The organism is Kosakonia sp. LAM2021 (assembly GCF_016620385.1).
GTDB lineage: Bacteria > Pseudomonadota > Gammaproteobacteria > Enterobacterales > Enterobacteriaceae > Kosakonia > Kosakonia sacchari.
The window spans coordinates 14717-40497 of record NZ_JAENHT010000009.1; the positions used below are offsets into that span (position 1 = coordinate 14717).

Here is a 25781-nt window from a genome sequence, read left to right on the forward strand (position 1 = left end):
GAGCGGGAGAAAAAGAATGGCGAGCTACTTTATTGGTGTAGATGTTGGCACCGGCAGCGCACGTGCAGGCGTCTTTGATCTGACCGGCAGAATGGTCAGCCAGGCGAGCAGGGCGATTGAGATTTACCGCCCGCAGGCCGACTTTGTGGAGCAATCTTCCGACAATATCTGGCAGGCGGTGTGCAACGCGGTACGTGATGCGGTCAACCAGGCAGACATTAACCCGATTCAGGTTAAAGGCCTCGGTTTTGACGCGACTTGTTCGCTGGTGGTGCTCGACAAAGAGGGCAACCCGCTGACCATTAGCCCTTCCGGGCGCAGTGAGCAGAACATTATCGTGTGGATGGATCACCGCGCCATCACGCAGGCGAACCGTATCAACGCCACGCACCACCGGGTGCTGGATTACGTGGGCGGGATCATCTCGCCGGAGATGCAAACGCCAAAACTGCTGTGGTTAAAACAGCACATGCCGAACACATGGGCTAACGCCGGGTATTACTTCGACCTGCCGGATTTTCTCACCTGGCGGGCGACGGGCGATGACACCCGTTCCCTTTGCTCCACGGTGTGTAAGTGGACATATATGGGCCATGAGGATAAGTGGGACACCAGTTATTTCCGCCAGATTGGTCTTGAAGATTTGCTGGAGCACGACGCAGAGAAAATTGGCCGCTATGTGAAAACCATGGGCGAGCCGCTGGGGCGCGGGCTGACGCAGCGTGCGGCGACAGAAATGGGGTTGATGCCCGGCACGGCGGTCAGCGTATCGATTATCGATGCCCACGCAGGCACGCTGGGAACGCTCGGCGCCAGCGGGCCTTCGGGGGAAATGGCGGATTTTGATCGGCGCATCGCGCTGATTGGTGGTACATCTACCGGCCATATGGCGATTTCTCCGCAGGCGCGCTTTATCGGCGGCGTGTGGGGACCTTACTTCTCGGCGGTGCTGCCAGGCTACTGGCTGAACGAGGGCGGGCAGTCAGCGACCGGGGCGCTCATCGACCATATGATCCAGTCCCATCCGTGCTACGAAACGCTGCTGGCTCAGGCAAAAGCGCAGGGGCAAACCATCTATGAAGTGCTGAATGCGCTGCTACGCAAGATGGCGGGCGAGCCGGAAAATATCGCGTTTTTAACGCGTGATATTCACATTCTGCCGTACTTCCACGGTAACCGTTCGCCGCGCGCCAACCCGACATTAACCGGCGTGATCAGCGGGCTGAAACTCTCGCGTACGCCGGAGGATATGGCGCTGCATTATCTGGCGACCATTCAGGCGATTGCCCTCGGTACGCGGCATATTATTGAAACCATGAACCAGAGCGGCTACAGCATTGACACGGTAATGGCGAGCGGCGGGGGCACCAAAAACCCGATCTTTGTGCAGGAACATGCAAATGCCACCGGCTGCGCGATGTTGCTGCCGGAAGAGAGCGAGGCGATGCTGCTCGGCGGCGCAATGATGGGCACCGTGGCGGCGGGCGTGTTTGACACTTTCCCGGAAGCGATGTCGGCGATGAGCCGCATCGGCAAGACGGTGACGCCGCAAACCAACCGCATCAAGCAGTATTACGATCGTAAATACACCGTCTTTCATGAGATGTACCAGGATCACATGAAATACCGCCAACTGATGCAGGAGGAGGCATGAGCGACAGCTGGCGCCAGGCCTGCGGCGCCTGGCAAGTCTATAGCGAAGAGATGGCGGCGCTGAGCCACCATCTTAACGATGCGTTGTGGAATGGGTTAATGGCGGAACTGCGCGGTTGTCGCGGCAAGATTGCGGTCACCGGCGTGGGGACATCCGGCATTGCGGCACGCAAGATTGCCCATATGCTGGCGTGCGTCGAGCGTCCGGCTATCTATCTGAATGCCACGGATGCCGCGCACGGTGATTTGGGGTTTCTCGACACCAATGATCTGGTGATTATGCTGTCGCGCGGCGGGAATTCCGATGAGCTAACGCGGCTACTGCCGGGGCTTGCGCAAAAGGGCGTGCCGCTGATTAGCGTGACGGAAAACCCGGGTTCCGCTATCGCTCAGGCCGCGCGGCTGGTAATTTCCACCGGCGTGCAGCGCGAAATTGATCCACTTAATATGCTGGCGACCACTTCCATCGTGCTGACACTGGCGATTTTCGATGCCGCCTGCGCCTGCCTGATGAGCGAAAGTGGTTATTCAAAAGAGACGCTACTGTCGGTACATCCCGGCGGGGATGTTGGATTGTCGCTCAGAAAAAAAGCGCCGTAAGGCGCTTTTTGTTGCATGCTCAGTAAAATAAAAAACGCGGACCTTATATTATTTATATTGATTTAGTCACATAGATAAATTACTTCACTGTCAGATTATTCAGCTTGAAATTCTTTAGCCAGATGCGTTTTGAATCCACATTCTCGGCGGAGTATGCCGTTATGATAGTGATGTTATATTCTTTGTCTTGCTCAAAATGGTAATTGACCGGAAGGCATTGGCCGGGGTTAACGATATAGGTCGGGTTATCAAAATGATCCGCCTGCCAAATTTCCTGCATTTTCCTGTTACTATCGCGTGTCGACAGGGTCAGCCGAAGTAATTTTGCCTGACCCTGTTCAATTGTGGGGTCGTCTTTTACTGAGACACAAACTTTATTATCTTTTTTCGTGACATCAGCAATGCGAAATGAGGTGTTTTCACCCACGCAGCCGGCAAAAAGTGGCGTTAAGATAATCGGTATATACCATTTCATTTCCATAAACTCCTTTTATCCGTAGGCGAAGCCAGAAAATACTGTAGCGTATTTTGGTACTTCGCGAGCAAGTCCGGTCCATGAATCCCTTGAAAATCAGTAACGCCTTTCCAGACATTATAACCCGCGGTAATCAGGGTAAAATAATCAGCAATAATGTTAGCTTGTTGCTCCATCGGATAGTCGCCAGCGTTTTTTCTTTAGGCAGGGAGTATGTATATCTTACGTACTTACTAATCAGCCCTCTAATTCTGACACTCATTCCCATCTGATGTTGCCAAATATGGGCAAATTCATGTATGAACCAATTTTTATCAGACGAGCTTTCCGCTGAAAAATCTTCTTTAAAAACGGGCTCTGGCCAGTACATGTTTCCATTCGGCGTGACCGCAGTATCCTGGTCTTGAAGATTAAAAGGGAAATAGCTACCCTTATAAATTCTTACTGAACCATAATTGATCGTATCTTTGAAAAGAATACGGGCCATTCTGATTTCGCCAGCGGTGAGTGGTCTAAATGTGTCTTTCCCGGTTGCCACCTCGATCTCCTTTTTATCTATAAATTTGGCTTCAGATTTTTCTACTCCCGGTTAAATGAACTGTCAATGAACGCGTTATGATTGTGCTGACTCATATCAATAGTTCTATTTCCTCACTTATAAAAATAAAGCCCCGCAACGCGAGGCTTTGGATTATCCAGTTACCCTGCTTCAGCCAATCGTCATCAAGCTGGCGTTGCCACCGGCAGCGGCGGTGTTGACACTCAACGAGCGTTCCACCCACAGGCGTTCGAGCAGGATGTTGGTTTCGCCGCGTGCAAAGCCCTGAACCGACACAATCGCGCCATTGCGTGCGGCGACGTTTTCGCACAGCGCTACCAGTTGATCGGAATCACCGTGGAAAATCACCGCATCAAACGTCTGCGCCATTAACGCATCGGCTTTGGCAAACTGAATACGTTTGCTGACGCTTTCCGGCAACTGTTTTGCCATATCGCGGTGCAACGTGTCGTCCGGCCACAGCAGTTGGCTACCGCAAGCGATGACTGCCGCCAGTTGCACCAGCGTGTCCTGCTCGTTATCCGCCACACAGAGCACCCGCTCGCGCGGTACCAGCGTCCAGCTGTTGCGCTCGCCGGTCGGGCCTTGCAGCAGGCGTTGTGTCCCGGTTTGCGCCAGTTCGCCAAAATGGGCGCACAGTTGTTGCAGCGCCGGACGATCTTTTGCCCATGCGCTTAATGCGTCCAGCGGCTGCAGGAGTGATGCTTTCAACTGCGCATCCAGCGGATATTGCGCGTCGTGACGGGCCAGCGTTTTCTGCACCGCGTTTTCCGGTCGGCTACCTAACAGGCGGTAAAGATAGAGCGGCCCGCCGGCTTTCGGCCCGGTGCCGGACAACCCTTCACCGCCAAATGGCTGCACACCTACCACCGCGCCCACCATATTGCGGTTCACATACAAGTTACCGACATGGGCATTGCCGGTGACCTGGGCGATGGTTTCATCGATACGGGTATGAACGCCGAGCGTCAAGCCATAGCCGGAGGCGTTAATCTGCGCGATTAACTGATCCAACTGGTTACGGTGATAACGAACAACGTGCAGCACCGGGCCGAAGACCTCTTTTTTCAGCTCGTCAAAGCTTTCCAGTTCGATAAGCGTCGGCGCAACAAAGGTGCCGGTGCGCCATTCGCGCGCATCTTCGCTGTTTTCACGCACCGCCTGGTACACCTTGCGCCCTTTGGCCTGCATGGCCTGAATATGTTTGTCGATATTCGCTTTCGCTTCGGCGTCGATCACCGGGCCGATATCGGTGGTCAGTCGGCCTGGGTTACCCATGCGACACTCCGCCATCGCGCCGCGCAACATGGTCAGCGTGTGATCGGCAATGTCATCCTGCAAGCAGAGCACGCGCAGGGCTGAACAGCGCTGGCCTGCGCTATCAAACGCGGAGGCCAGCACATCGATAACCACCTGTTCGGTAAGCGCGGAGGAGTCGACTATCATCGCGTTCATCCCGCCGGTTTCGGCGATAAGCGGCGTCGGGCGACCCTGGGCATCGAGGCGCGTGGCGATACTGCGTTGCAGCAGCGTTGCCACGTCGGTGGAGCCGGTAAACATCACGCCGCGCACGCGCGGATCGGCGGTCAGCTGCGCGCCTACGGTTTCGCCGCGCCCTGGCAGTAACTGTAAAACACCCGCCGGGACACCGGCTTCCAGTAAGATGGCCACGCCCTGAGCGGCAATCAGCGGAGTCTGCTCGGCAGGTTTTGCCAGCACGCTGTTGCCCGCCGCTAACGCTGCGGCAATCTGGCCGGTGAAAATCGCCAGCGGGAAGTTCCACGGGCTGATACAGACTACCGGCCCCAGCGGGCGGTGCGTTTCGTTATCGAAATCCGCACTCACCTGGCCTGCGTAGTAGCGCAGGAAATCGACCGCTTCGCGCACTTCGGCAATGGCATTGCTGAAGGTTTTACCCGCTTCACGCACCAGAATGCCAATCAGCGACTGCATTTGATCTTCCATCAGCACTGCGGCGCGCTGAAGAATGGCGGCGCGCTCCTGCGGCGGTGTGGCAAACCAGATTGGTGCGTGATTAACGGCGTTTTCCAGCGCCTGGTTAACCTGCGCTTCGCTGGCTTCCACCACATAGCCAACGGTGTCTTTCGGTTCGGCAGGGTTAATCACCGCGACGGGTTCGCCGTCCATGACCACCTGTTCCAGCGTCGGGCGGGCGTACCATTTCTGCGCCGCGCTGGCGAGCAGCGAGGAGGAGAGCGAGGCCAGCCGGTGTTCGTTCGCCAGATCCAGGCCCGCGGCATTGATTCGGCCTTCGCCATACAGCGCGCGGGGCAGGGCGATTTTCGGGTGTGGCAAGCCAACCTGACCTTCCTGGGTGGCGATTTTTTCCACTTCGCTCACCGGATCGGCAACCAGCGCGTCCAGCGGCAGCGTGTTGTCGGCGATGCGGTTGACGAACGAGGTATTCGCGCCGTTTTCCAGCAGACGGCGCACCAGATACGCCAGCAGTGTTTCGTGGGTGCCGACCGGCGCATAAATGCGGCAAGGGCGGTTCAGTTTGCCATCGGCCACTTTACCCACAACTTGCTCATACAACGGTTCGCCCATGCCGTGCAGGCACTGGAATTCGTACTGTCCCGGATAGTAGTTCTGCCCGGCAAGCTGGTAGATAGCCGCCAGCGTATGGGCGTTGTGGGTGGCGAATTGCGGATAGATGAGGTTCGGCACCGCGAGCAATTTTTTCGCGCAGGCGAGGTACGAAACATCGGTGTACACCTTGCGGGTATAAACCGGGTAACCCTCCAGCCCTTCCATTTGCGCGCGTTTAATTTCGCTGTCCCAGTAAGCGCCTTTAACCAGGCGGATCATCAGACGGCGGCGGCTGCGTGTTGCCAGATCAACAAGATAATCGATAACAAACGGGCAGCGCTTCTGGTAGGCCTGAATAACAAAACCGATACCATTCCAGCCTGCCAGTTCCGGCTCGAAACAAAGCTTTTCCAGCAGATCGAGGGAAATTTCCAGACGATCAGCCTCTTCGGCGTCAATGTTAATGCCGATGTCATACTGGCGCGCCAGCAAGGTGAGGGATTTCAGGCGTGGATAGAGTTCGTCCATTACGCGGTCGTATTGCGCACGGCTGTAGCGCGGGTGCAGGGCGGATAATTTAATCGAAATTCCGGGCCCTTCATAAATGCCACGCCCGTTTGAGGCTTTGCCAATGGCGTGGATCGCCTGCTGGTACGACACCATATACGCCTGCGCATCGGCCGCGGTAAGCGCCGCTTCGCCGAGCATGTCGTAGGAGTAGCGGAAACCTTTCTCTTCCAGTTTGCGCGCGTTAGCCAGCGCTTCGGCGATTGTTTCGCCGGTAACGAACTGTTCGCCCATCAGGCGCATCGCCATATCCACGCCTTTACGGATCAGCGGCTCGCCACTTTTACCAATAATACGATTCAGCGAATGCGAGAGATTGGCTTCGTTATGCGTGGAGACCAGACGGCCAGTAAACAACAGCCCCCAGGTGGCGGCATTGACGAACAGCGACGGGCTGCGCCCAATGTGTGACTGCCAGTTACCGTTGCTGATTTTGTCGCGGATCAGCGCATCGCGGGTGGCTTTGTCGGGAATACGCAGTAACGCTTCGGCTAGACACATCAGCGCCACGCCTTCCTGCGAGGAGAGGGAAAACTCCTGTAACAGGCTTTGCACCATGCCAGCGCGGCCGGAGGCGGTTTTCTGGTTACGCAGTTTTTCCGCTAGCTGATAAGCCAGCTTATGGGCATTTTCCGCCACCGGCTGCGGCAGGCGGGCTTGTTCCAGCAACATGGGCACTGCATCGGTTTCCGCCCAGCGCCATGCGCCGGTGATCGCGGCGCGGGAAACGGACTGCGGCAGGATCTGCTCGGCAAAATCAAGAAACGGCTGGTGGCTGTCATCAACCACAACGGCACTTTCCTCTTCCTGCGCGCTGGCGGATGCGGTCGCCAGTTCCGGCAGGCCTTCGTTGTTTTCCAGCTTTTCCAGAAAATTGAAGATGGCTTGTTTAATCAGCCAGTGCGGCGTGCGGTCGATGGTCGCCGCAGCGGCTTTGATCCTTTCGCGTGTTGCGTCATCAAGCTTGACCCCCATGGTGGTGGTGCCCATGCTTTGCTCCTGTTTTTTACGTTGTTTTGCAGTTCAGGCTGAAATATCCATCATGTTGCAACTTTGTGCAACCTTGTTAAATGTGACCTGGCTGGCAAGGTAAGAAATGAATGAAATGTTAACGGCTGGTAATTGCTAAAGGTGCTGAACAATTCGCTGGCAAAGCAGGTTTTATGCGGCAGATAACACTTTTTAAAGGTGCAACCTTTAAAAGTGTGACAGAGTACAACCTATAGGAAATTGTTATCAGAGCCGGGATGAATTTGATGTAAATGCTGTGTTAAATCAATTGTGAATAAGTGAGGCATCCGGCAGGATACGGGCGCTTCAAATAATCTAAACGCCCCAGCGCCTCGTTCCGGTGCTGGAAAAAAGCGGCAAGCAGTATTTGCCGACGAAGAATCCTGGAGACTTTTTAATGGCAATAAGCACACCGATGCTGGTGACTTTTCTCGTTTATATCTTTGGCATGATACTTATCGGTTTCGTCGCCTGGCGTTCGACGAAAAACTTTGATGACTATATTCTGGGCGGTCGCAGCCTTGGGCCGCTGGTCACTGCGCTGTCGGCGGGGGCATCGGATATGAGCGGCTGGCTGCTGATGGGGCTGCCGGGCGCGATTTTTATCTCAGGTATCTCTGAAAGCTGGATCGCCATTGGCCTGACGCTGGGCGCCTGGATTAACTGGAAACTGGTGGCCGGACGTTTGCGTGTCCACACCGAAGTGAACAATAACGCGCTGACCTTGCCGGACTATTTCACCGGCCGTTTTGAAGATAACAGCCGCCTGCTGCGGATTATCTCGGCGGTGGTGATTCTGCTGTTTTTCACCATTTATTGTGCTTCCGGTATTGTCGCGGGCGCGCGTCTGTTTGAAAGCACCTTCGGCATGAGTTACGAAACCGCTCTGTGGGCCGGTGCCGCTGCCACGATCATTTACACCTTTATTGGCGGTTTCCTGGCGATAAGCTGGACCGACACGGTACAGGCCAGCCTGATGATTTTCGCGCTGATCCTGACGCCGGTGATTGTCATTATTTCCGTCGGCGGTTTTGGTGATTCGCTGGACGTGATCAAGCAAAAAAGCATTGAAAACGTCGATATGCTGAAAGGCTTGAACTTCGTCGCCATCGTTTCGCTGATGGGCTGGGGGCTGGGTTATTTCGGCCAGCCACATATTCTGGCGCGTTTTATGGCGGCGGATTCCCATCACACCATTGTTCATGCGCGTCGCATCAGTATGACGTGGATGATCCTGTGTCTGGCGGGCGCGGTGGCGGTGGGCTTTTTCGGCATCGCCTATTTCAATAACAACCCGTCGGCAGCCGGTGCGGTTAACCAGAACGCCGAGCGTGTGTTTATCGAGCTGGCGCAAGTTCTGTTCAACCCGTGGATTGCCGGAGTGCTGCTGTCGGCGATCCTTGCCGCCGTGATGTCGACGTTGAGCTGCCAGTTGCTGGTGTGCTCCAGCGCGATTACCGAAGATTTCTACAAAGCGTTTTTGCGCAAAGGCGCAAGCCAGCGCGAGCTGGTATGGGTTGGCCGTGCGATGGTGTTGCTGGTGGCGCTGGTGGCGATTGCGCTGGCGGCGAACCCGGAAAACCGCGTGCTCGGCCTGGTGAGCTACGCCTGGGCGGGCTTCGGGGCGGCGTTTGGCCCGGTGGTGCTGTTCTCGGTGATGTGGTCACGCATGACGCGTAATGGTGCGCTGGCGGGGATGATCATCGGTGCGGTGACGGTGATTGTCTGGAAACACTACGCCTGGCTGGATCTGTATGAAATCATTCCGGGCTTTGTTTTCGGCAGTATCGGTATTGTGGTGTTTAGCCTGCTGGGCAAAGCGCCTTCCGCGCAGATGCAGCAACGTTTTGCCGAGGCTGATGCGCATTACCGCTCTGCGCCGCCATCGCGTTTACAGGCTGAATAAATTACCTCTTATGGAAAACCCGCTGCGGCGGGTTTTTTTATTGCTAAATAATTGTAATTACGCTGTTATCTCACAACAAATAACAATGAGGATAACAACATGACGTTAAAGACAGGGTTCACTGCACTGATGATGGCGGGTTTACTGGCGGGTTGCGTTTCGCCTGCTGCAAAACAACCGGGGGCGACAGCACAAACCTGCAAGGCTGAAAACCAGATGCAGCAAACCACGCTCTATTACGGCTTAACCCGCCAGGGCGGCAAAGCGATTACCGCGCAGGAGTGGCAGCAGTATGTGGATAACGATGTCACGCCGCGTTTTCGCGATGGTTTAACCACTTTTGATGCGCAGGGGCAATGGCTGGGAAGTAACGGGAAGGTATCGAAGGAGCCAAGCAAGGCGTTGATGCTGATCCACAGCGTGGACGCGCAAAGTGACACTAAAATTGATGCGCTGCGTGATATCTACAAATCACGCTTTGCCCAGGAATCGGTGATGCGTGTCGATCAGCCGGTCTGCGTACAATTCTGATGTAAAGGCCCACTTGTGCGAAGTGGGCCAGTAAATTACAACACCACGCCTGCGAAAGCCGCCGAAAGCAAACTCACCAGCGTTGCGCCGTACACTAAGCGCAGACCAAAGCGGGAAACTGCATTCCCCTGTTGCTCGTTTAACCCTTTAATTGCCCCCGCCACAATGCCGATCGAGGCAAAGTTGGCGAACGATACCAGGAACACGGAAAGAATACCCAGACCGCGCGGCGTCATCTGCGCGGCGATTTTTTGCAGCTCAATCATCGCCACAAATTCGTTCGCCACCAGTTTGGTCGCCATAATACTGCCCGCATGCAGCGCATCGCTCAGCGGGATGCCAATCAGCCATGCCAGCGGGTAAAACACATAACCGAGGAGTTGCTGGAAGCTGATGCCGAACAAGGCGGAGAAGAGGGCGTTGACGGCGCTTATCAGCGCAATAAAACCAATCAGCATCGCCAGAATAATCATCGCCACTTTGAAACCCGCGAGGATGTACTCCCCGAGCATCTCAAAGAAACTCTGCGATTCGTGGAGCCTTTCCAGTTTGACCTCGGCTTCTGCTTCCGGGCGCGTCGGGTTAATGACCGACAGCACAATAAAGGTGCTGAACATATTGAGGACCAGCGCGGCGACCACATATTTCGCGTCCAGCATGGTCATATACGCGCCGACAATCGACAACGACACTGTCGACATTGCCGTTGCTGCCATGGTGAACATGCGGCGCGAGGAGAGATCCGCGAGGATGCCTTTATAGGCGATGAAGTTTTCCGACTGGCCGAGGATCAGCGAGCTGACAGCATTGAACGATTCCAGTTTGCCCATGCCGTTCAGTTTTGACAGCAATGTGCCTATCAAACGAATAAAGATGGGCAGAATGCGCCAGTGCTGCAAAATACCGATCAGCGCGGAAATAAAGACGATAGGGCACAGCACGCCGAGGAAGATAAATGCCAGCCCTTTTTCGCTCATCCCGCCGAAGACAAAGCCGGTGCCTTCGCCCGCGAATTTCAACAGCACTTCAAAGAAACCGGAAACGTATTTAATCAGCGTTAACCCGCTTTGCGCGTGCAGGAAGAACCACGCCAGTGCCAGTTCAATGACAATTAATTGCAGGATGAAGCGAAAACGAATGTGTCGGCGGTCAAAACTTACCAGCCAGGCCAGCGCGAGGATCACCACCAGCGCTAGCAAAAAATGGAAGAAGTTAGTCATGTCTTTAATTTTGCAGGTAAACGAAACGGGGCGTTTATTTAGCCACAGCGCCGGAGTGGGGTAAATATAAAGTTAAAGATTTGTAAGCTATGTTTTTGCTTTATTTCAACTGCTTCCGCATAACGCATAAACCGCATGGTTAGCCTGCTACGCGGTTACATCCAGTTATCATTCTCAACATTTTTCGCTTGAGTTTCCTTGCGGCGTAATGATAATCACTATCAATGCAATTTACTTTTCTTTGCAACCATTGACCGCGCATGACATTAGGGGTTTCCTCCATGTTTGTTCCATTTTTGATTATGTTACGTGAAGGCCTCGAAGCGGCGCTGATCGTCAGCCTGATTGCCAGTTATCTGAAACGTACCCAGCGTGGGCGCTGGATAAACGTGATGTGGATTGGTGTTTTTCTTGCCGCCGCGCTCTGTCTTGGGCTCGGTATTGCGATCAATGAAACTACCGGCGAGTTTCCGCAAAAAGAGCAGGAGCTGTTTGAAGGCATTGTCGCGGCGATAGCTGTAGTGATCCTCACCTGGATGGTGTTCTGGATGCGCAAAGTGTCGCGCAACGTCAAAGTACAACTGGAGCAGGCGGTCGACAACGCGCTGGCGCGCAGCCATAACCACGGTTGGGCGCTGATCCTGATGGTCTTTTTCGCCGTGGCGCGCGAAGGGCTGGAATCGGTGTTCTTTCTGCTGGCGGCGTTCCAGCAGGATGTCGGCGTCTGGCCGCCGCTGGGCGCGGTGCTGGGGCTTACCACGGCGGTGGTGCTCGGTTTCTTGCTTTATTGGGGCGGCGTACGTCTGAACCTCGGCGCGTTTTTCAAATGGACCAGCCTGTTTATTCTGTTTGTCGCGGCCGGGCTTGCCGCAGGCGCAATCCGCGCGTTTCACGAAGCGGGATTATGGAACCACTTTCAGGACGTGGCCTTCGATTTCAGTAATGTACTCACCACGCATTCCCTCACCGGTACGCTGCTGGAAGGGATTTTTGGTTACCAGGAAACGCCAAGCGTCAGCGAAGTGGCGGTCTACTTTATCTATCTGATCCCGGCGCTGGTGATGTTTGTTTTACCGCCTCGCGCGGGGACGCAACCTTCACGAGCGGCACCATAATCGCTTTATAGTTACAACATACTAATTAAGGGAAAGGGCATGGCAATTCATTTTCGTCGTAGTGCATTACAGGCCGGGATGGCGGCATTAATCTCCAGTGCTTTCGCAGTGCAAGCTGCGGATATCCCGCAGGTGAAAGTCACGGTTACGGACAAACAGTGTGAGCCGATGAACCTGACAGTGAACGCCGGTAAAACGCAGTTTATTATTCTCAACCACAGCCAGAAAGCGCTCGAGTGGGAGATCCTTAAAGGCGTGATGGTGGTTGAAGAGCGTGAAAATATCGCGCCAGGTTTTAGCCAGAAACTGACGGCCAACCTGCAGCCGGGCGAGTATGAGATGACTTGCGGTCTGTTAACCAACCCGAAAGGTAAGCTGGTGGTGAAAGGCGCGGCGACGGCCGATGCGGCAAAAGGTGACGCGCTGCTGAGCCTGAGCGGAGCCATTACCGCGTATAAAGCGTATGTGGTTGCCGAAACGGCGCAGCTGGTTTCCGGCACCAAAGCGTTCACCGATGCGGTAAAAGCGGGCGATATCGAAAAAGCGAAAGCGCTGTATGCGCCGACGCGCCAGCACTACGAGCGTATTGAACCGATTGCTGAGCTCTTCTCCGATCTTGATGGCAGCATTGATGCCCGTGAAGATGATTACGAGCATAAAGCCGCCGATCCGAAATTCACCGGTTTCCACCGTCTGGAAAAAGCCCTGTTTGGTGATAACAGCACTAAAGACATGGGCAAATATGCCGATCAGCTCAACTCAGATGTGGTTGATTTGCAAACGCGCATTAATGAGCTGGCGTTCCCGCCATCCAAAGTGGTCGGCGGCGCAGCCGGTCTGATCGAAGAAGTGGCTGCGAGCAAAATCAGCGGTGAAGAAGATCGCTACAGCCACACCGATCTGTGGGACTTCCAGGCCAACGTTGATGGCGCACAGAAAATCGTTGATTTGCTGCGTCCGCAATTGCAGAAAGATAACGCCGAACTGCTGGCGAAAGTCGATGCCAACTTCAAGAAAGTGGATACCATCCTTGCGAAATACCGCACTAAAGAGGGGTATGAAACCTACGATAAGTTGACCGACGCCGATCGCAATGCGCTGAAAGGGCCGATCACCACACTGGCGGAAGACCTGGCGCAGCTGCGCGGCGTGCTGGGGCTGGATTAATACCATGAAGCAAGATGATAACAACGACGTCAGCGAACCTTCCCGGCGCCGTTTATTAAAGAGTATGGGCGCGCTGGGAGGCGCGCTTGCGCTGGCTGGCGGATGCCCGATAGCGCATGCGGTAACACCGAAGAGCGCACCGGGGACACTTTCGCCTGATGCGCGTATGGAGAAGCAGCCTTTCCTGGGCGCGCATCAGGCCGGTATTTTGACGCCACAGCAGGCGTCAATGATGCTGGTGGCGTTTGACGTGCTGGCTGCTGATAAAGCCGACCTTGAACGGTTGTTCCGTTTACTGACGCAACGCATCACGTTTCTGACCTCCGGCGGTCCGGCTCCGGCGACAACGAACCCGCGCTTACCGCCGATGGACTCCGGTATTCTTGGGGCGTATATCGCGCCGGATAACCTGACGATGACGGTTTCCGTGGGCGAATCGCTGTTCGACAACCGTTTTGGTTTGCGCGCGCAGATGCCGAAAAAGCTGCAAAAGATGACGCGTTTCCCTAACGATTCGCTTGATGCGGCGCTGTGTCACGGCGATTTGCTGATCCAGATTTGTGCCAACACACAGGACACGGTGATTCACGCGCTGCGTGACATCATCAAGCACACGCCGGATTTACTCAGCGTGCGCTGGAAGCGGGAAGGGTTTATCTCTGATCATGCGGCGCGCAGCAAAGGCAAAGAGACACCCGTTAACCTGCTGGGCTTTAAAGATGGCACCGCCAACCCGGACAGTAGCGATAATACGCTGATGAACGAGGTGGTGTGGGTGACGAAAGAGCAGGGCGAACCGGCGTGGGCGGTGGGCGGCAGTTACCAGGCGGTGCGCATTATCCAGTTCCATGTCGAGTTCTGGGATCGCACGCCGCTGAAAGAGCAGCAGACCATTTTCGGGCGTGATAAGCATTCCGGCGCACCGCTGGGCATGAAAAATGAGCATGACGTCCCGGATTACGCCAGCGATCCGGACGGTGATGTCATAGCCCTCGACAGCCATATTCGTCTGGCGAACCCGCGGACGAAAGAGACGCAGTCCAGCCTGATGATGCGGCGTGGTTACAGTTACTCGCTCGGCGTGACCAACTCCGGTCAGCTGGATATGGGGCTGTTGTTCGTCTGTTATCAGCATGATCTGGAAAAAGGCTTCCTGACGGTGCAAAAGCGTCTGAACGGCGAGGCGCTGGAAGAGTACATTCGTCCGATTGGTGGCGGTTACTTCTTTGCGTTGCCCGGCGTACAAGCGGCAAACCGCTATCTGGCGCAATCTCTGCTCGAAGCGTGAAGATCCTATCCTGCCCGCTACCGGGCAGGATATTCTGTCATCTGTTGCATCCTGACATACTTTTTCTGCCATCCAGATATCATTTTTTCGTATGAGAAAGTATCTGTTATCTTTCTGTAATATTCATAACCGAGACTCTGTTCAACGACGCAGAGGTCATACACGTTATGGTTTAGTAAAAATAATGTTGCAATGATGCTAATCTTTGATGTAATTAGTGAGAGCGTTATCCCCTGCGGTGATGAAGTTTTTCTGGAGATCGCGGATGGTAAAGTCCAGTAGCGGACAGACAAAAAGACCACGCAAAACCCGGCACGGAGGTGCGACCTCCGGCAGCGACTTCTTCACCCCTGAATTTTCCTCCTTCTTTTTTATTCCTGATGTCGACGATGTGACAGGCGATGCTGTTCGTCGCGTTGGCACGTCATTTTCAAAGGCAAGCCATGGCTTACAAGGAAGCCAACCCTCAGACGTTTGTGCGCATAATCGCGTCGATGGCGACGTGTGTGATGTAAACCAACAACTCAAGGTGCTATCCATGGGAAGACAAAAAGCAGTGATCAAAGCTCGTCGTGAAGCGAAACGCGTGCTGAGACGTGATTCACGCAGCCATAAACAACGTGAAGAAGAGTCGGTCACCTCGCTTGTGCAGATGAGTGGCGTAGAAGCAATTGGCATGGCGCGGGACAGCCGTGATACTTCCCCAATTGCAGCGCGTAATGAAGCTCAGGCGCACTACCTGAATGCTATCGAGAGTAAACAACTGATCTTTGCAACCGGCGAAGCCGGCTGCGGGAAAACCTGGATCAGCGCGGCGAAAGCGGCGGAAGCCCTGATCCATAAGGACGTGGACAGGATTATTGTAACCCGACCGGTTCTGCAGGCCGACGAAGATCTCGGCTTCTTACCCGGTGATATTTCGGAGAAGTTCGCTCCCTATTTCCGGCCCGTTTACGACGTGCTGCTGAAACGCCTGGGGGCGTCCTTTATGCAATACTGCCTGCGACCAGAGATCGGTAAGGTGGAAATCGCGCCGTTCGCCTATATGCGCGGACGTACCTTTGAAAATGCGGTGGTCATTCTCGACGAGGCTCAGAATGTCACGGCTGCGCAAATGAAAATGTTTTTAACGCGCCTCGGGGAGAACGTGACCGTTATTGTCAACGGTGATATTACCCAGTGTGACCTGCCATCCGGTGTGAAATCGGGCTTGAGCGACGCGCTGGCACGTTTTGAGGAAGACGAGATGATTGGCGTTGTACGCTTTAATAAAGACGACTGCGTACGCTCCACGCTCTGCCAGCGCACGCTGAAAGCGTACGACTGATGGCGTTGATAGTTAGCGATAAAACCCGGGAAACCGGGTTTTATTTTTTGCGGGGGGCAAACAGGCCGTTCCCTGGCCCGACCGCGGATCGTCATTCCCGGGCGACATATTAAAGAAGCCCGCTTTTTCAGGCTGGTTCTTCTTTGAAAGGCGAGGGTCGATAACGGAACAAGACCATGGCTTGTAAATAATGACGTATAAATAACCGAACCTGTGTCGCGCCTGCTGACTGTATGAGCCTCCTTTCCGTGCAAATGATTAAGCATTTGAGATGTGCACTATGTAATTCAAAAAGAACCAGGCCGATGCTTTTGCCTACGGTAATTATGTGTTTCAGCGCTTTTCTCGCCGCCAGAAGGTTCTGGTCAGTTAAGACCCGCTTCGCTTGCCGCAGCGCACATATCTCCTTTGAGGATTGATGACTGATATTTTGCAGGGGCGTTCTTTATAAAATAGATCTCCCTGTTGCCGGAGCCCCGAAGAGAGAAGATATCTGGCACGTCATCACTCTTATCCCTGTGCTCACCCTGCCTGGTCTGTAGTGCTTTTCCCCCTTACAGAAACCGCAGATCCGTACAAGATTTGCTGTCTATCGATGAATCCATATTGATATCAGCGCGTTACATTTTCTTACGTAAAGCCGTTTTGATGAAATAATAACGTAACTGAATTAATGAAAAGTGAACGGTGCCTGTTAGCGCTTTACCGTAGTACTGGCTTGCCGGTGATCCCGGAGGCACTTTTCAACTACGGTGAGTCACGCAATTGGGAATTCAAAGAGAGCGTGCTCTGTATCCGTAAGTACTGGAACCTCATGCCCTGCTTATAACAAAGCACTTACATCCAGAAATGAAATAGTAACTATTGATTATATTTGCCCCGGTAAATTAGGGTTGGCATTTTTCTTTGAGGAAGGATTATGACGATTTTCGTATCGACACTCTGTATGTCCGGAAGTTTTTTTACGGGAGCCTCTGCGCCCATTTGTCTCAGTGCCCTTTCATCACTCTTAAGCGAACGCATGGCGTTAATGAGAGACGTTGCAGCCTGCAAAGCGAAGTACCATTTGCCGGTGGAGGATTTAGCCCGGGAACAAAAAGTGCTGTCGCAGGCGCAGAGCACTGCGCACGAGGTTGGGCTGGAACCGAAGTCCGTGGAGCCGTTCATCAGTGCGCTGATGAATGCGGGAAAAGCGATACAGTATCGCTATCTGGCAGACTGGTTGCCTCGACCAGAATCATTCGTCACCCTTCTGGATCTTGATGGGATCAGACGGCGTATAAATGAACTGGACAAGTATCTGCTAATGGTCATAAGTCAGCGGCTTCGGGCAGGAACGCTCTCTTATACCGACCGGGCTGTGCTGGCGGAGAAAACAGTGTCCCCAAATCTTACTGATGCTGAGAAGGATAATTTGCTGGATTCCATGCGCTTTATTCAGCGCGCCCCGCAGGCACCCGATACAGGGATAACCTGAAAGGCAACATCACGATCTTACAAATATGCACCGAACCCATTGCTCTGTGCCGGTAAAAAGCAATATCAGTGATATTCACACTATTAATGAGGTTATGCTGCGAGCATTGATTAGATAATGTTATTGTGTCCAGGTTTAATTTTATAAAGATAAACTTATCTAATGAAAATTAGAGCGTCACCGTTTGCGTTCTCGACTGTTATTTTTACTTTGTTGCAATGTCGTTTACTTTTTATGCCTCTGGATAACAACGCTAATTATATGAAGTGGAGCTAATGGCATTAATAACTATTTGCGGAGTGAACATGGGATATGACGCGCGTAATTTTATTAACTCTATCGTTAAAAATTTTAAAGAATCCATTGGAATAATGAACGTGTTGTTACTGGAACCTGATGAGCCCGACGCGTTGCGCTTATTGTACCTAAAACTGGATGTTATCAGGGCTGGCATTGAGCAGGATGTCCGCATGTTGACCAAAGCCCGTCTGGACAGCAACGCCGCACTTTGCCTTTACCAGGTACATAATGCGTTAAATGATTTGAACTATTGCATTGGGATTGTCAGAAATACGCCGTTAAATCAGCAATTTTATTACGATTTCGAAGAGCTAAAGCGTATTGTGAACACTCTTGATGCAACATCTGGACTTGTTTTTACTAAACAGGATGGTAATGAGTACATATAAAGAGATATCTGTATTGCATGAAGTTAAAACGAAAGCAGCATGAAAAACCAATGCGGTTTGCTAAATCTCTTTCGCTTTAAGTGTAATGAGTTAATACTGATTGATAATCGTGGAAATAAAAAAGGGCAAACATTTTATCATTTTTTCTCCGCTGAACTTAAACGCCAATTCAACTAAATACGAATTCGGCAGTTTTTTATCGCAGCACTTTAACCATACTTCAACAATGCTAATGTCGGGATGATTATGTTTTTTCTGCGCCGTAATGTGAAAGGAATAATTGCCAGCCTGATTGTTTTCCCGGTATCAGGGTTCAGCGCGATGCTATTGGCCCAGAATAACGCTGATGCGCCAGAACCTGTGCTGCCCGCGCATATCTGCGCAAGGCTGGCTTCTTCTTCAGGAGACGATACCCGACGGCTTCAGTCGGCGATGGATAACTGCCCCCGGGGTGAGGCATTGCAGCTCCTTGCGGGTCGTTTCTCCAGTGGGCCGCTGACCATGAAGTCTGGCGTCACACTCTGGATCTCGCGGGGGGCAATGCTGGTAGCGGATAGTGACCCACGTGTTTACGACAAAAATGGTCACTGTGGAACTGTCGATCATAAAGGAAATGGCTGTCGGCCCTTTATTCTTTTTAAAAGCACCGACGGGGGAGGTATTGTCGGCGAGGGCATTATTGATGGGCAGGGCGGTAAGCCGATACAAGGACACAAAGAATCATGGTGGCAACTGGCTCGCCGCGCACAGACGGAAGGCGGTGCGCAGAATGTTCCTCGCCTGATTGAAGTAGATGATGCCTCGCATATTATTTTTCACGGCATCACACTGCGAAATGCGCCGGGATTCCATGTCACGCTGAAAAACGTCCAGGATGCGACGTTCTGGGGCGTGCGTATTGATACCCCGGCGAATGCCCGTAACACCGACGGCATTGATCCCATTTCGTCGCAGAATATCCTCATCGCCCACAGCTTCATCAGAACCGGTGACGATAATGTGGCGATTAAAGCGGGCGCAGGTGGCGCCACGCGCCATGTGGTTTTGGTGGATAACCATTTTTACTGGGGACACGGGATGTCGATTGGTAGCGAGACGCTTGGCGGTGTCAGTGACATCCGGGTGTGTGATTTGACGCTTGACGGCACAACCTCGGGGCTTCGTATCAAAAGTGACATCAGCCGGGGCGGCGTTGTCAGCGATGTGCGTTACGAAAATGTTTGTATGCGCGGGAATCGCCGACCGCTCGACTTTGATACCCACTATGATGCGCACGCGATCGGTAACAACATTCCCGTCTACCGCAATATCTCCCTGAGCCACATTTCCGGCGAAACCGGCCAGTTTATATTACGCGGTTATGACGAACTTCATCCTTTGCAATTTGCCCTGAACGGCGTCTCTTTCAGCAACACTGCCCGATGGCTAATTGAATCGGCGCAGATCCGCGTTGGCCCCGATGGCGTCTCACCTGTGCCGCCGGGAGAAGCATCATTACCACGATCGGCTGTCCAGGCGGATTGCGCAAAACACTGGATCCCTTTCCCAGTCACGGATGCACCTGAAGACTAAAATGCACGCGAATGAAGTCTACCGATGCTGATGGCGCTGACCATTCATAAACAGAGCATCGTTTGGCACAGTCAGCGATGGCGGGAACAGCCATCCAGCAGAAGAAGAGAGCAGGGGTTACATTTTTTACGGACAAAATAAGGATTGCAGCTTCGGTATGAGAGAGAAAGAGGATAATGCGTTTGTAAATAACTTACGTCACGCTTCTTCATGCCAGAGATAATAATTATGCCGCGTCGGGTATTTTCACTACGGCTATTTTACTGCAACCTCAAAGCGCATGCGCCGGGCAGCCTGCCCGTAGTATCGCTGGCCTGCTGTTATCAGGCCGACGATTTAATCCTGAACGCGTGTGCGAAAACCACGACGTGTTATGTGGATTGCTGGCGTAATTGCTGCGCCTGAGGGCAGCCGATACTGCGACGCCACGCGCCGGGCGCCTGGCCATACTGGCGCTTGAAACTGCGGTTGAAGGACTGCTGGGAGTCAAAGCCTAAGGCGATCGCCACGTTCAGAATCGGCTCGTCGCTGTGGGTTAAGCGCTCGACCGATTTTTGCAGCTTTTGCGCGCGAATATACTCGGCGAGACGATAACCAGTATGCTCTTTGAAGAGGCGCTGGAGGTGCCATTTCGAATAGCCGGCTCGCCTGGAGACAGTTTCAATGTCCAGACGGCTTTCCAGGTTGTTGTCGATCCAGTCGAGTAAATCGTGAATAAATGCGCCAGTGTTCATCTTGTTATCCTCACGCCGCTTATTTAAAAGCATCTTTGTTTGTTGCATTTAAAGGTGGCCCGTTTTTGCATTAATTGCAAGTTTTATTGTTGCATTTAAATCCTTGCCAGAAATACGACTTTTCCCCCTGACTCAAACAGCACATAAAGTGTATCAATTATTCTTGCACTAAATTTAGCGCCTCCCTACAATCCCCGCGATAGTGTATTGGCAACTGTTACAGTTTTGTGGCGATGAACGGCACAAATGGCCTGAAGCCAGCCCGGACAAAGGAAGTGGCGTAGCGTCTCCCGCTGCGTCTTGCCCGGCGGCTACAATTAGCGGAATAAAAATAATGAGCCTGCAGAAACCTTGGGTTAACTTTCATCTGAATGCACTGGGAGCGATGTTGCTCTCTGTAGTACTTGTCGGATGCGATAACGGTGTCGCGCAAAATGCCGTGCCACAAGCTCCCGCCGTCAGCGCCGCTGACGTGGTAGTGAAATCTATTAGCCAGTGGGATAGTTTTAACGGCAGGATTGAAGCGGTGGAGAGTGTTCAGCTCCGCCCGCGCGTCTCCGGCTACATTGATAAAGTGAATTACACCGACGGTCAGGAAGTGAAAAAGGGCCAGGTGCTGTTCACAATTGATGACAGAACCTATCGCGCCGCACTGGAACAGGCGCAGGCGACGTTGGCGAGAGCCAAAACGCAGGCCAGCCTGGCGCAAAGTGAGGCGAACCGTACCGATAAATTAATCAACACCCATCTGGTTTCCCGTGAGGAGTGGGAGCAGCGCCGTTCGGCCGCCGTCCAGGCGCAGGCCGACATTCGCGCAGCGCAGGCGGCAGTTGACGCTGCGCAATTAAACCTGGATTTCACCAAAGTCACCGCGCCTATTGATGGCCGCGCCAGCCGGGCGTTGATCACCAGCGGTAATTTGGTCACTGCGGGTGACAGCGCCAGCGTACTTACTACGCTGGTCTCGCAGAAAACCGTTTACGTCTACTTTGACGTGGATGAGTCGACCTATCTCCACTATCAAAACCTCGCGCGCAGCGGGCAGGGGGCGTCCAGTAATCACCTGGCGCTACCGGTGGAAATTGGCCTTGTCGGTGAGGATGGCTACCCGCATCAGGGCAAAGTGGATTTTCTGGATAATCAGTTAACGCCGAGTACCGGCACGATCCGTATGCGCGCGCTGTTGGATAACGCGCAGCGTCAGTTCACGCCGGGGCTTTTTGCCCGCGTACGTCTGCCGGGCAGCGCTGAATTCAAAGCCACGCTTATCGACGACAAAGCGGTGCTGACCGATCAGGATCGCAAATATGTTTATATCGTTGATAAAGAAGGTAAAGCGCAGCGTCGTGATATCACACCGGGGCGTCTTGCTGCCGGTTTACGCATCGTGCAGAAGGGGCTGAACCCTGGCGATAAAGTCATCGTCGACGGTTTACAAAAAGTGTTTATGCCGGGGATGCCGGTTAACGCGAAAACCGTGGCCATGAACGCCAGCCCCGCTCTCAACTGATCCCTTATCTGAGAATCCGACACATGGACTTTTCCCGCTTTTTTATCGACAGGCCGATTTTCGCCGCGGTGCTGTCGATTCTGATTTTTGTCACAGGATTGATCGCCATCCCGCTGTTGCCGGTTAGCGAATACCCTGACGTTGTTCCGCCAAGCGTACAGGTGCGCGCGGAGTATCCGGGCGCCAACCCGAAAGTGATTGCCGAGACGGTGGCGACGCCGCTGGAAGAAGCGATAAACGGCGTTGAAAACATGATGTACATGAAATCTGTCGCAGGTTCCGACGGCGTTCTGGTGACCACCGTCACTTTCCGTCCGGGTACCGATCCCGATCAGGCGCAGGTTCAGGTACAAAACCGCGTATCGCAGGCCGAGGCGCGTCTGCCGGAAGATGTGCGGCGTTTGGGCATTACCACCCAGAAACAATCGCCGACGCTGACGCTGGTAGTGCATCTGTTTTCGCCTAACGGTAAATACGATTCACTGTATATGCGTAACTACGCCACGCTAAAAGTGAAGGATGAGCTGGCGCGTCTGCCGGGCGTCGGCCAGATTCAGATTTTCGGCTCGGGCGAATACGCGATGCGCATCTGGCTGGATCCCAATAAAGTGGCAGCGCGTGGGTTGACTGCCTCGGATGTGGTGACGGCGATGCAGGAGCAAAACGTCCAGGTTTCCGCCGGGCAACTTGGCGCGGAGCCGCTGCCGAAAGAGAGTGATTTCCTTATCTCCATTAACGCCCAGGGTCGTCTGCACACCGAAGAAGAGTTTGGCAACATTGTTCTGAAAACGGCGCAAGACGGTTCGGTAGTACGTCTGCGCGACGTGGCGCGTATTGAAATGGGATCCGGCAGCTATGCGCTGCGTTCTCAGCTTAATAATAAAGACGCGGTCGGGATTGGTATCTTCCAGTCGCCGGGGGCGAACGCCATCGATTTGTCTAACGCGGTGCGTGCCAAAATGAACGAACTAGCCACGCGTTTCCCGGAAGATATGAAATGGGCGGCACCTTACGATCCAACGGTGTTTGTTCGCGATTCCATTCGTGCGGTCGTGCAAACGCTGCTGGAAGCGGTGGTGCTGGTTGTGCTGGTGGTGATCCTGTTCCTGCAAACCTGGCGCGCGTCGATTATTCCGCTGATCGCGGTGCCGGTCTCGGTCGTGGGAACGTTCAGCATTCTCTACCTGCTCGGCTTTTCGCTTAATACCCTGAGCTTGTTTGGGCTGGTACTGGCTATCGGTATTGTCGTGGATGACGCCATCGTGGTGGTGGAAAACGTCGAGCGAAATATCGAAGAGGGGCTTGCGCCCCTGCAGGCGGCGCATCAGGCGATGCGAGAAGTGTCCGGGCCGATTATCGCGATTGCGCTGGTGCTGTGCGCGGTGTTCGTGCCGATGGCGTTTCTCTCTGGCGTAACGGGTCAGTTCTATAAACAGTTTGCGGTGACGATCGCGATTTCGACGGTGATCTCCGCCATTAACTCGCTGACGCTCTCTCCGGCGCTGGCTGCGCTGTTGTTAAAGCCGCACGGCGCACCGAAAGACTTCCCGACGCGGCTTATCGATCGGCTGTTCGGTTGGCTTTTCCGTCCGTTTAACCGCTTTTTCCACCATAGCTCGAACGGTTATCAGGGGCTGGTGGGCAAAACGCTTGGTCGACGTGGCGCGGTGTTTGTCGTTTATGTGCTGCTGCTCTGCGCCGCAGGCGTCATGTTTAAAGCCGTACCCGGCGGGTTTATTCCGACACAGGATAAGCTCTATTTAATTGGCGGCGTGAAGATGCCGGAAGGCTCTTCGCTGGCTCGCACCGATGCGGTGATCCGCAAAATGAGCGAAATCGGTATGAATACCGAAGGCGTGGATTATGCGGTCGCTTTTCCAGGGCTTAACGCGTTGCAGTTCACCAATACGCCGAATACCGGAACGGTCTTTTTTGGCCTGAAACCGTTCGACCAGCGTAAACATACCGCGGCGGAAATTAATGCTGAAATCAACGCTAAAATCGCGCAGATCCAGCAGGGTTTTGGATTCTCCATTTTGCCGCCGCCGATTTTAGGGCTGGGTCAGGGTTCTGGCTATTCGCTGTACATCCAGGATCGCGCCGGTCTTGGCTATGGCGCGCTGCAAAGCGCGGTGAACACCATGTCTGGTGCGATTATGCAGACGCCGGGGATGCATTTCCCCATCTCAACCTACCAGGCGAATGTTCCGCAACTGGATGTGCAGGTTGATCGTGATAAGGCGAAAGCGCAGGGCGTGTCGCTGACCGATCTCTTCGGTACGCTGCAAACCTATCTGGGCTCGTCTTATGTGAACGATTTCAACCAGTTCGGCCGCACCTGGCGCGTGATGGCGCAGGCCGACGGGCCGTTCCGCGACAGCGTGGAAGATATTGCGAATTTGCGCACCCGTAATAATCAGGGCGAAATGGTGCCGATCGGCAGTATGGTGAATATCAGTACCACCTACGGGCCGGATCCGGTGATTCGCTACAATGGTTATCCGGCGGCGGATCTCATTGGTGATGCCGATCCTCGCGTTCTCTCTTCCTCGCAGGCGATGACGCAACTGGACGGAATGTCTAAGCAGATATTGCCGAATGGGATGAATATTGAATGGACGGACCTGAGCTACCAGCAGGCCACTCAGGGGAATACGGCGCTGATCGTCTTCCCGGTCGCGGTTCTGCTGGCGTTCCTCGTGCTGGCGGCGCTGTATGAAAGCTGGACGCTGCCGCTGGCGGTGATCCTAATCGTCCCGATGACGATGCTGTCCGCGCTGTTTGGCGTCTGGCTGACCGGGGGCGATAACAACGTGTTCGTGCAGGTTGGTCTGGTGGTACTGATGGGGCTGGCGTGTAAAAACGCGATTCTTATCGTGGAGTTTGCCCGCGAGCTGGAAATTCAGGGGAAAGGGATCATGGAAGCGGCGCTGGAGGCTTGTCGCCTGCGTTTACGCCCGATTGTTATGACCTCCATCGCCTTTATCGCCGGGACGATTCCGTTGATCCTCGGTCACGGCGCGGGTGCGGAAGTGCGCGGTGTCACCGGGATCACCGTGTTCTCCGGTATGCTGGGCGTGACGCTGTTTGGTCTGTTCCTGACTCCGGTGTTTTACGTTACGCTGCGTAAATTCGTGACGCGCGGTAAACCGGTAAATGACGTTCTGCCTGCGTAAGTTGTTGCAGATACAAAAAAACCGCCTTCATTATGAAGGCGGTTTTTTTTCGTAATAAGCAAATAATTAAGACGTTTTTTTATACTGGGCAATAAGTTCCGGCACCGGATCCCAGCCGCTGGTATCGGCTTTTTTCACCTCTTCCAGCGCGCTTGCCACAGTGTGGCGCGCTAAAACCTGTAACGACGCCTGCTCCGCTTCTTCGGCGATAGACTTGAAGTACCAGCAGGCGTTAGCGCTGACCACGCAACGTGCCGGTACGTCAGGACGAGAGGCCCACAGTTTTTTATCTTCAATAACGGAAAGGTAGATATCGCGCAGGGTGATCTCTTCCGCCGGACGTCCGAGGTGAATAGACCCGTTGCGGCCAAGCGTAGAGACGATAATGCCGTCACGCGTGAGCGGCACCATTAATTTGCGGATAAAGCTCGGATTCGCTTCCAGGCCGTAAGCCAGAATCGCACTCGTCGAACGTTCACCCACTTGCTCCGCCATCGCTACGCTGAGAACCATCTGCAAAGCTGTCGGGAAGCGGTAATCTAACATTTTATCGTCCTGGGTTGCGGTGAATCTTGTTCTTTTTGGCACCGCAGAGGTGAGTAAGCAATGAGCAACAATATAACAAATGCGGTAATTTTTTTGAAGCAATCAACG

At 53.7% G+C, this 25781-nt stretch carries 19 protein-coding genes; 13 read left to right on the forward strand and 6 right to left on the reverse strand.

What is annotated here, in order from left to right:
* Positions 1–16 precede the first annotated feature (16 nt).
* A complete protein-coding gene (locus tag JKP81_RS17730) occupies positions 17–1654 on the forward strand; it encodes an FGGY-family carbohydrate kinase (protein ID WP_200552749.1) in 1638 nt (545 codons plus the stop codon).
* Positions 1651–2253 (forward strand): SIS domain-containing protein, encoded by a 603-nt coding sequence (locus tag JKP81_RS17735; RefSeq protein ID WP_200552750.1) that lies wholly within the window; start codon positions 1651–1653, stop codon positions 2251–2253. The genes JKP81_RS17730 and JKP81_RS17735 overlap by 4 nt, the downstream gene beginning before the upstream one ends.
* A 79-nt stretch (positions 2254–2332) precedes the next feature.
* Here the strand turns inward: JKP81_RS17735 and JKP81_RS17740 are convergent, their stop codons facing one another.
* The 3 genes from JKP81_RS17740 to putA all read right to left on the reverse strand — a co-directional run bounded on the left by JKP81_RS17740 (position 2333) and on the right by putA (position 7394).
* Positions 2333–2734, reverse strand: a complete 402-nt coding sequence (locus JKP81_RS17740; RefSeq protein WP_200552751.1) for a putative T6SS immunity periplasmic lipoprotein — start codon at positions 2732–2734, stop codon at positions 2333–2335.
* A gap of 127 nt (positions 2735–2861) precedes the next feature.
* A complete protein-coding gene (locus JKP81_RS17745) occupies positions 2862–3266 on the reverse strand; it encodes a hypothetical protein (protein ID WP_234455705.1) in 405 nt (134 codons plus the stop codon).
* Positions 3267–3437: 171 nt separating this feature from the next.
* Complete coding sequence (putA, locus tag JKP81_RS17750; protein WP_200552752.1) at positions 3438–7394, reverse strand: trifunctional transcriptional regulator/proline dehydrogenase/L-glutamate gamma-semialdehyde dehydrogenase; 3957 nt, start codon at positions 7392–7394, stop codon at positions 3438–3440.
* Between the two features lie 418 nt (positions 7395–7812).
* Between putA and putP the strand changes: the two genes are divergently transcribed.
* Positions 7813–9321, forward strand: coding sequence for a sodium/proline symporter PutP (putP, locus tag JKP81_RS17755; protein ID WP_200552753.1), 1509 nt, complete (start codon positions 7813–7815; stop codon positions 9319–9321).
* 99 nt (positions 9322–9420) lie between these two features.
* Positions 9421–9852, forward strand: coding sequence for a DUF3574 domain-containing protein (locus tag JKP81_RS17760; RefSeq protein WP_200552754.1), 432 nt, complete (start codon positions 9421–9423; stop codon positions 9850–9852).
* Positions 9853–9887: 35 nt separating this feature from the next.
* Here the strand turns inward: JKP81_RS17760 and JKP81_RS17765 are convergent, their stop codons facing one another.
* Complete coding sequence (locus JKP81_RS17765) at positions 9888–11072, reverse strand: NupC/NupG family nucleoside CNT transporter (RefSeq protein WP_200552755.1); 1185 nt, start codon at positions 11070–11072, stop codon at positions 9888–9890.
* A gap of 281 nt (positions 11073–11353) precedes the next feature.
* On the opposite strand from JKP81_RS17765, the gene efeU reads away from it, so the two are divergent.
* The 7 genes from efeU to JKP81_RS17800 all read left to right on the forward strand — a co-directional run bounded on the left by efeU (position 11354) and on the right by JKP81_RS17800 (position 19707).
* A complete protein-coding gene (efeU, locus tag JKP81_RS17770) occupies positions 11354–12187 on the forward strand; it encodes an iron uptake transporter permease EfeU (RefSeq protein ID WP_017456285.1) in 834 nt (277 codons plus the stop codon).
* A 39-nt stretch (positions 12188–12226) separates the two neighbouring features.
* Positions 12227–13354 carry an iron uptake system protein EfeO gene (gene efeO, locus JKP81_RS17775; protein WP_065368823.1) on the forward strand — a complete coding sequence of 376 codons (1128 nt, stop codon included), beginning with the start codon at positions 12227–12229 and terminating at the stop codon, positions 13352–13354.
* Positions 13355–13358: 4 nt separating this feature from the next.
* Positions 13359–14642: an iron uptake transporter deferrochelatase/peroxidase subunit gene (efeB, locus tag JKP81_RS17780; RefSeq protein ID WP_200552756.1), complete on the forward strand. Its 1284-nt coding sequence runs from the start codon at positions 13359–13361 to the stop codon at positions 14640–14642.
* Between the two features lie 538 nt (positions 14643–15180).
* Positions 15181–15969, forward strand: coding sequence for a phosphate starvation-inducible protein PhoH (gene phoH / locus JKP81_RS17785; protein WP_200552757.1), 789 nt, complete (start codon positions 15181–15183; stop codon positions 15967–15969).
* A 919-nt stretch (positions 15970–16888) separates the two neighbouring features.
* Positions 16889–17446: a chorismate mutase gene (locus JKP81_RS17790; RefSeq protein ID WP_200552758.1), complete on the forward strand. Its 558-nt coding sequence runs from the start codon at positions 16889–16891 to the stop codon at positions 17444–17446.
* A gap of 305 nt (positions 17447–17751) precedes the next feature.
* Positions 17752–18135 (forward strand): hypothetical protein, encoded by a 384-nt coding sequence (locus JKP81_RS17795; RefSeq protein ID WP_200552759.1) that lies wholly within the window; start codon positions 17752–17754, stop codon positions 18133–18135.
* Between the two features lie 246 nt (positions 18136–18381).
* The gene (locus tag JKP81_RS17800; RefSeq protein WP_234455706.1) at positions 18382–19707 is read left to right on the forward strand and encodes a glycoside hydrolase family 28 protein; all 1326 of its coding nucleotides are present in this window, start codon (positions 18382–18384) and stop codon (positions 19705–19707) included.
* Positions 19708–20078: 371 nt separating this feature from the next.
* Here JKP81_RS17800 and JKP81_RS17805 read toward each other — a convergent pair whose 3' ends face one another.
* On the reverse strand, positions 20079–20441 hold the full coding sequence (locus tag JKP81_RS17805) for a helix-turn-helix domain-containing protein (protein WP_200552760.1): 363 nt from the start codon (positions 20439–20441) through the stop codon (positions 20079–20081).
* A gap of 334 nt (positions 20442–20775) precedes the next feature.
* Here JKP81_RS17805 and JKP81_RS17810 point away from each other — a divergent pair, with 334 nt between their 5' ends.
* Both JKP81_RS17810 and oqxB read left to right on the forward strand, forming a co-directional pair.
* Positions 20776–21951, forward strand: a complete 1176-nt coding sequence (locus JKP81_RS17810; RefSeq protein ID WP_065368817.1) for an efflux RND transporter periplasmic adaptor subunit — start codon at positions 20776–20778, stop codon at positions 21949–21951.
* 23 nt (positions 21952–21974) lie between these two features.
* Positions 21975–25127 carry a multidrug efflux RND transporter permease subunit OqxB gene (oqxB, locus tag JKP81_RS17815; RefSeq protein WP_200552761.1) on the forward strand — a complete coding sequence of 1051 codons (3153 nt, stop codon included), beginning with the start codon at positions 21975–21977 and terminating at the stop codon, positions 25125–25127.
* 66 nt (positions 25128–25193) lie between these two features.
* On the opposite strand, the gene JKP81_RS17820 is transcribed toward oqxB, so the two are convergent.
* Positions 25194–25673, reverse strand: coding sequence for an Rrf2 family transcriptional regulator (locus JKP81_RS17820; protein WP_020457333.1), 480 nt, complete (start codon positions 25671–25673; stop codon positions 25194–25196).
* Between the last annotated feature and the right edge of the window lie 108 nt (positions 25674–25781).

What these genes read in the sequence shown, in the direction of transcription:
- JKP81_RS17730 (WP_200552749.1), top strand. Translation starts at nt 17, where the DNA reads ATGGCGAGCTACTTTATTGGTGTAGATGTTGGCACCGGCAGCGCACGT.
- JKP81_RS17735 (WP_200552750.1), top strand. Translation starts at nt 1,651, where the DNA reads ATGAGCGACAGCTGGCGCCAGGCCTGCGGCGCCTGGCAAGTCTATAGC.
- JKP81_RS17740 (WP_200552751.1), bottom strand. Translation starts at nt 2,734, where the DNA reads ATGGAAATGAAATGGTATATACCGATTATCTTAACGCCACTTTTTGCC.
- putA (WP_200552752.1), bottom strand. Translation starts at nt 7,394, where the DNA reads ATGGGCACCACCACCATGGGGGTCAAGCTTGATGACGCAACACGCGAA.
- putP (WP_200552753.1), top strand. Translation starts at nt 7,813, where the DNA reads ATGGCAATAAGCACACCGATGCTGGTGACTTTTCTCGTTTATATCTTT.
- JKP81_RS17760 (WP_200552754.1), top strand. Translation starts at nt 9,421, where the DNA reads ATGACGTTAAAGACAGGGTTCACTGCACTGATGATGGCGGGTTTACTG.
- JKP81_RS17765 (WP_200552755.1), bottom strand. Translation starts at nt 11,072, where the DNA reads ATGACTAACTTCTTCCATTTTTTGCTAGCGCTGGTGGTGATCCTCGCG.
- efeU (WP_017456285.1), top strand. Translation starts at nt 11,354, where the DNA reads ATGTTTGTTCCATTTTTGATTATGTTACGTGAAGGCCTCGAAGCGGCG.
- efeO (WP_065368823.1), top strand. Translation starts at nt 12,227, where the DNA reads ATGGCAATTCATTTTCGTCGTAGTGCATTACAGGCCGGGATGGCGGCA.
- efeB (WP_200552756.1), top strand. Translation starts at nt 13,359, where the DNA reads ATGAAGCAAGATGATAACAACGACGTCAGCGAACCTTCCCGGCGCCGT.
- phoH (WP_200552757.1), top strand. Translation starts at nt 15,181, where the DNA reads ATGGGAAGACAAAAAGCAGTGATCAAAGCTCGTCGTGAAGCGAAACGC.
- JKP81_RS17790 (WP_200552758.1), top strand. Translation starts at nt 16,889, where the DNA reads ATGACGATTTTCGTATCGACACTCTGTATGTCCGGAAGTTTTTTTACG.
- JKP81_RS17795 (WP_200552759.1), top strand. Translation starts at nt 17,752, where the DNA reads ATGGGATATGACGCGCGTAATTTTATTAACTCTATCGTTAAAAATTTT.
- JKP81_RS17800 (WP_234455706.1), top strand. Translation starts at nt 18,382, where the DNA reads ATGTTTTTTCTGCGCCGTAATGTGAAAGGAATAATTGCCAGCCTGATT.
- JKP81_RS17805 (WP_200552760.1), bottom strand. Translation starts at nt 20,441, where the DNA reads ATGAACACTGGCGCATTTATTCACGATTTACTCGACTGGATCGACAAC.
- JKP81_RS17810 (WP_065368817.1), top strand. Translation starts at nt 20,776, where the DNA reads ATGAGCCTGCAGAAACCTTGGGTTAACTTTCATCTGAATGCACTGGGA.
- oqxB (WP_200552761.1), top strand. Translation starts at nt 21,975, where the DNA reads ATGGACTTTTCCCGCTTTTTTATCGACAGGCCGATTTTCGCCGCGGTG.
- JKP81_RS17820 (WP_020457333.1), bottom strand. Translation starts at nt 25,673, where the DNA reads ATGTTAGATTACCGCTTCCCGACAGCTTTGCAGATGGTTCTCAGCGTA.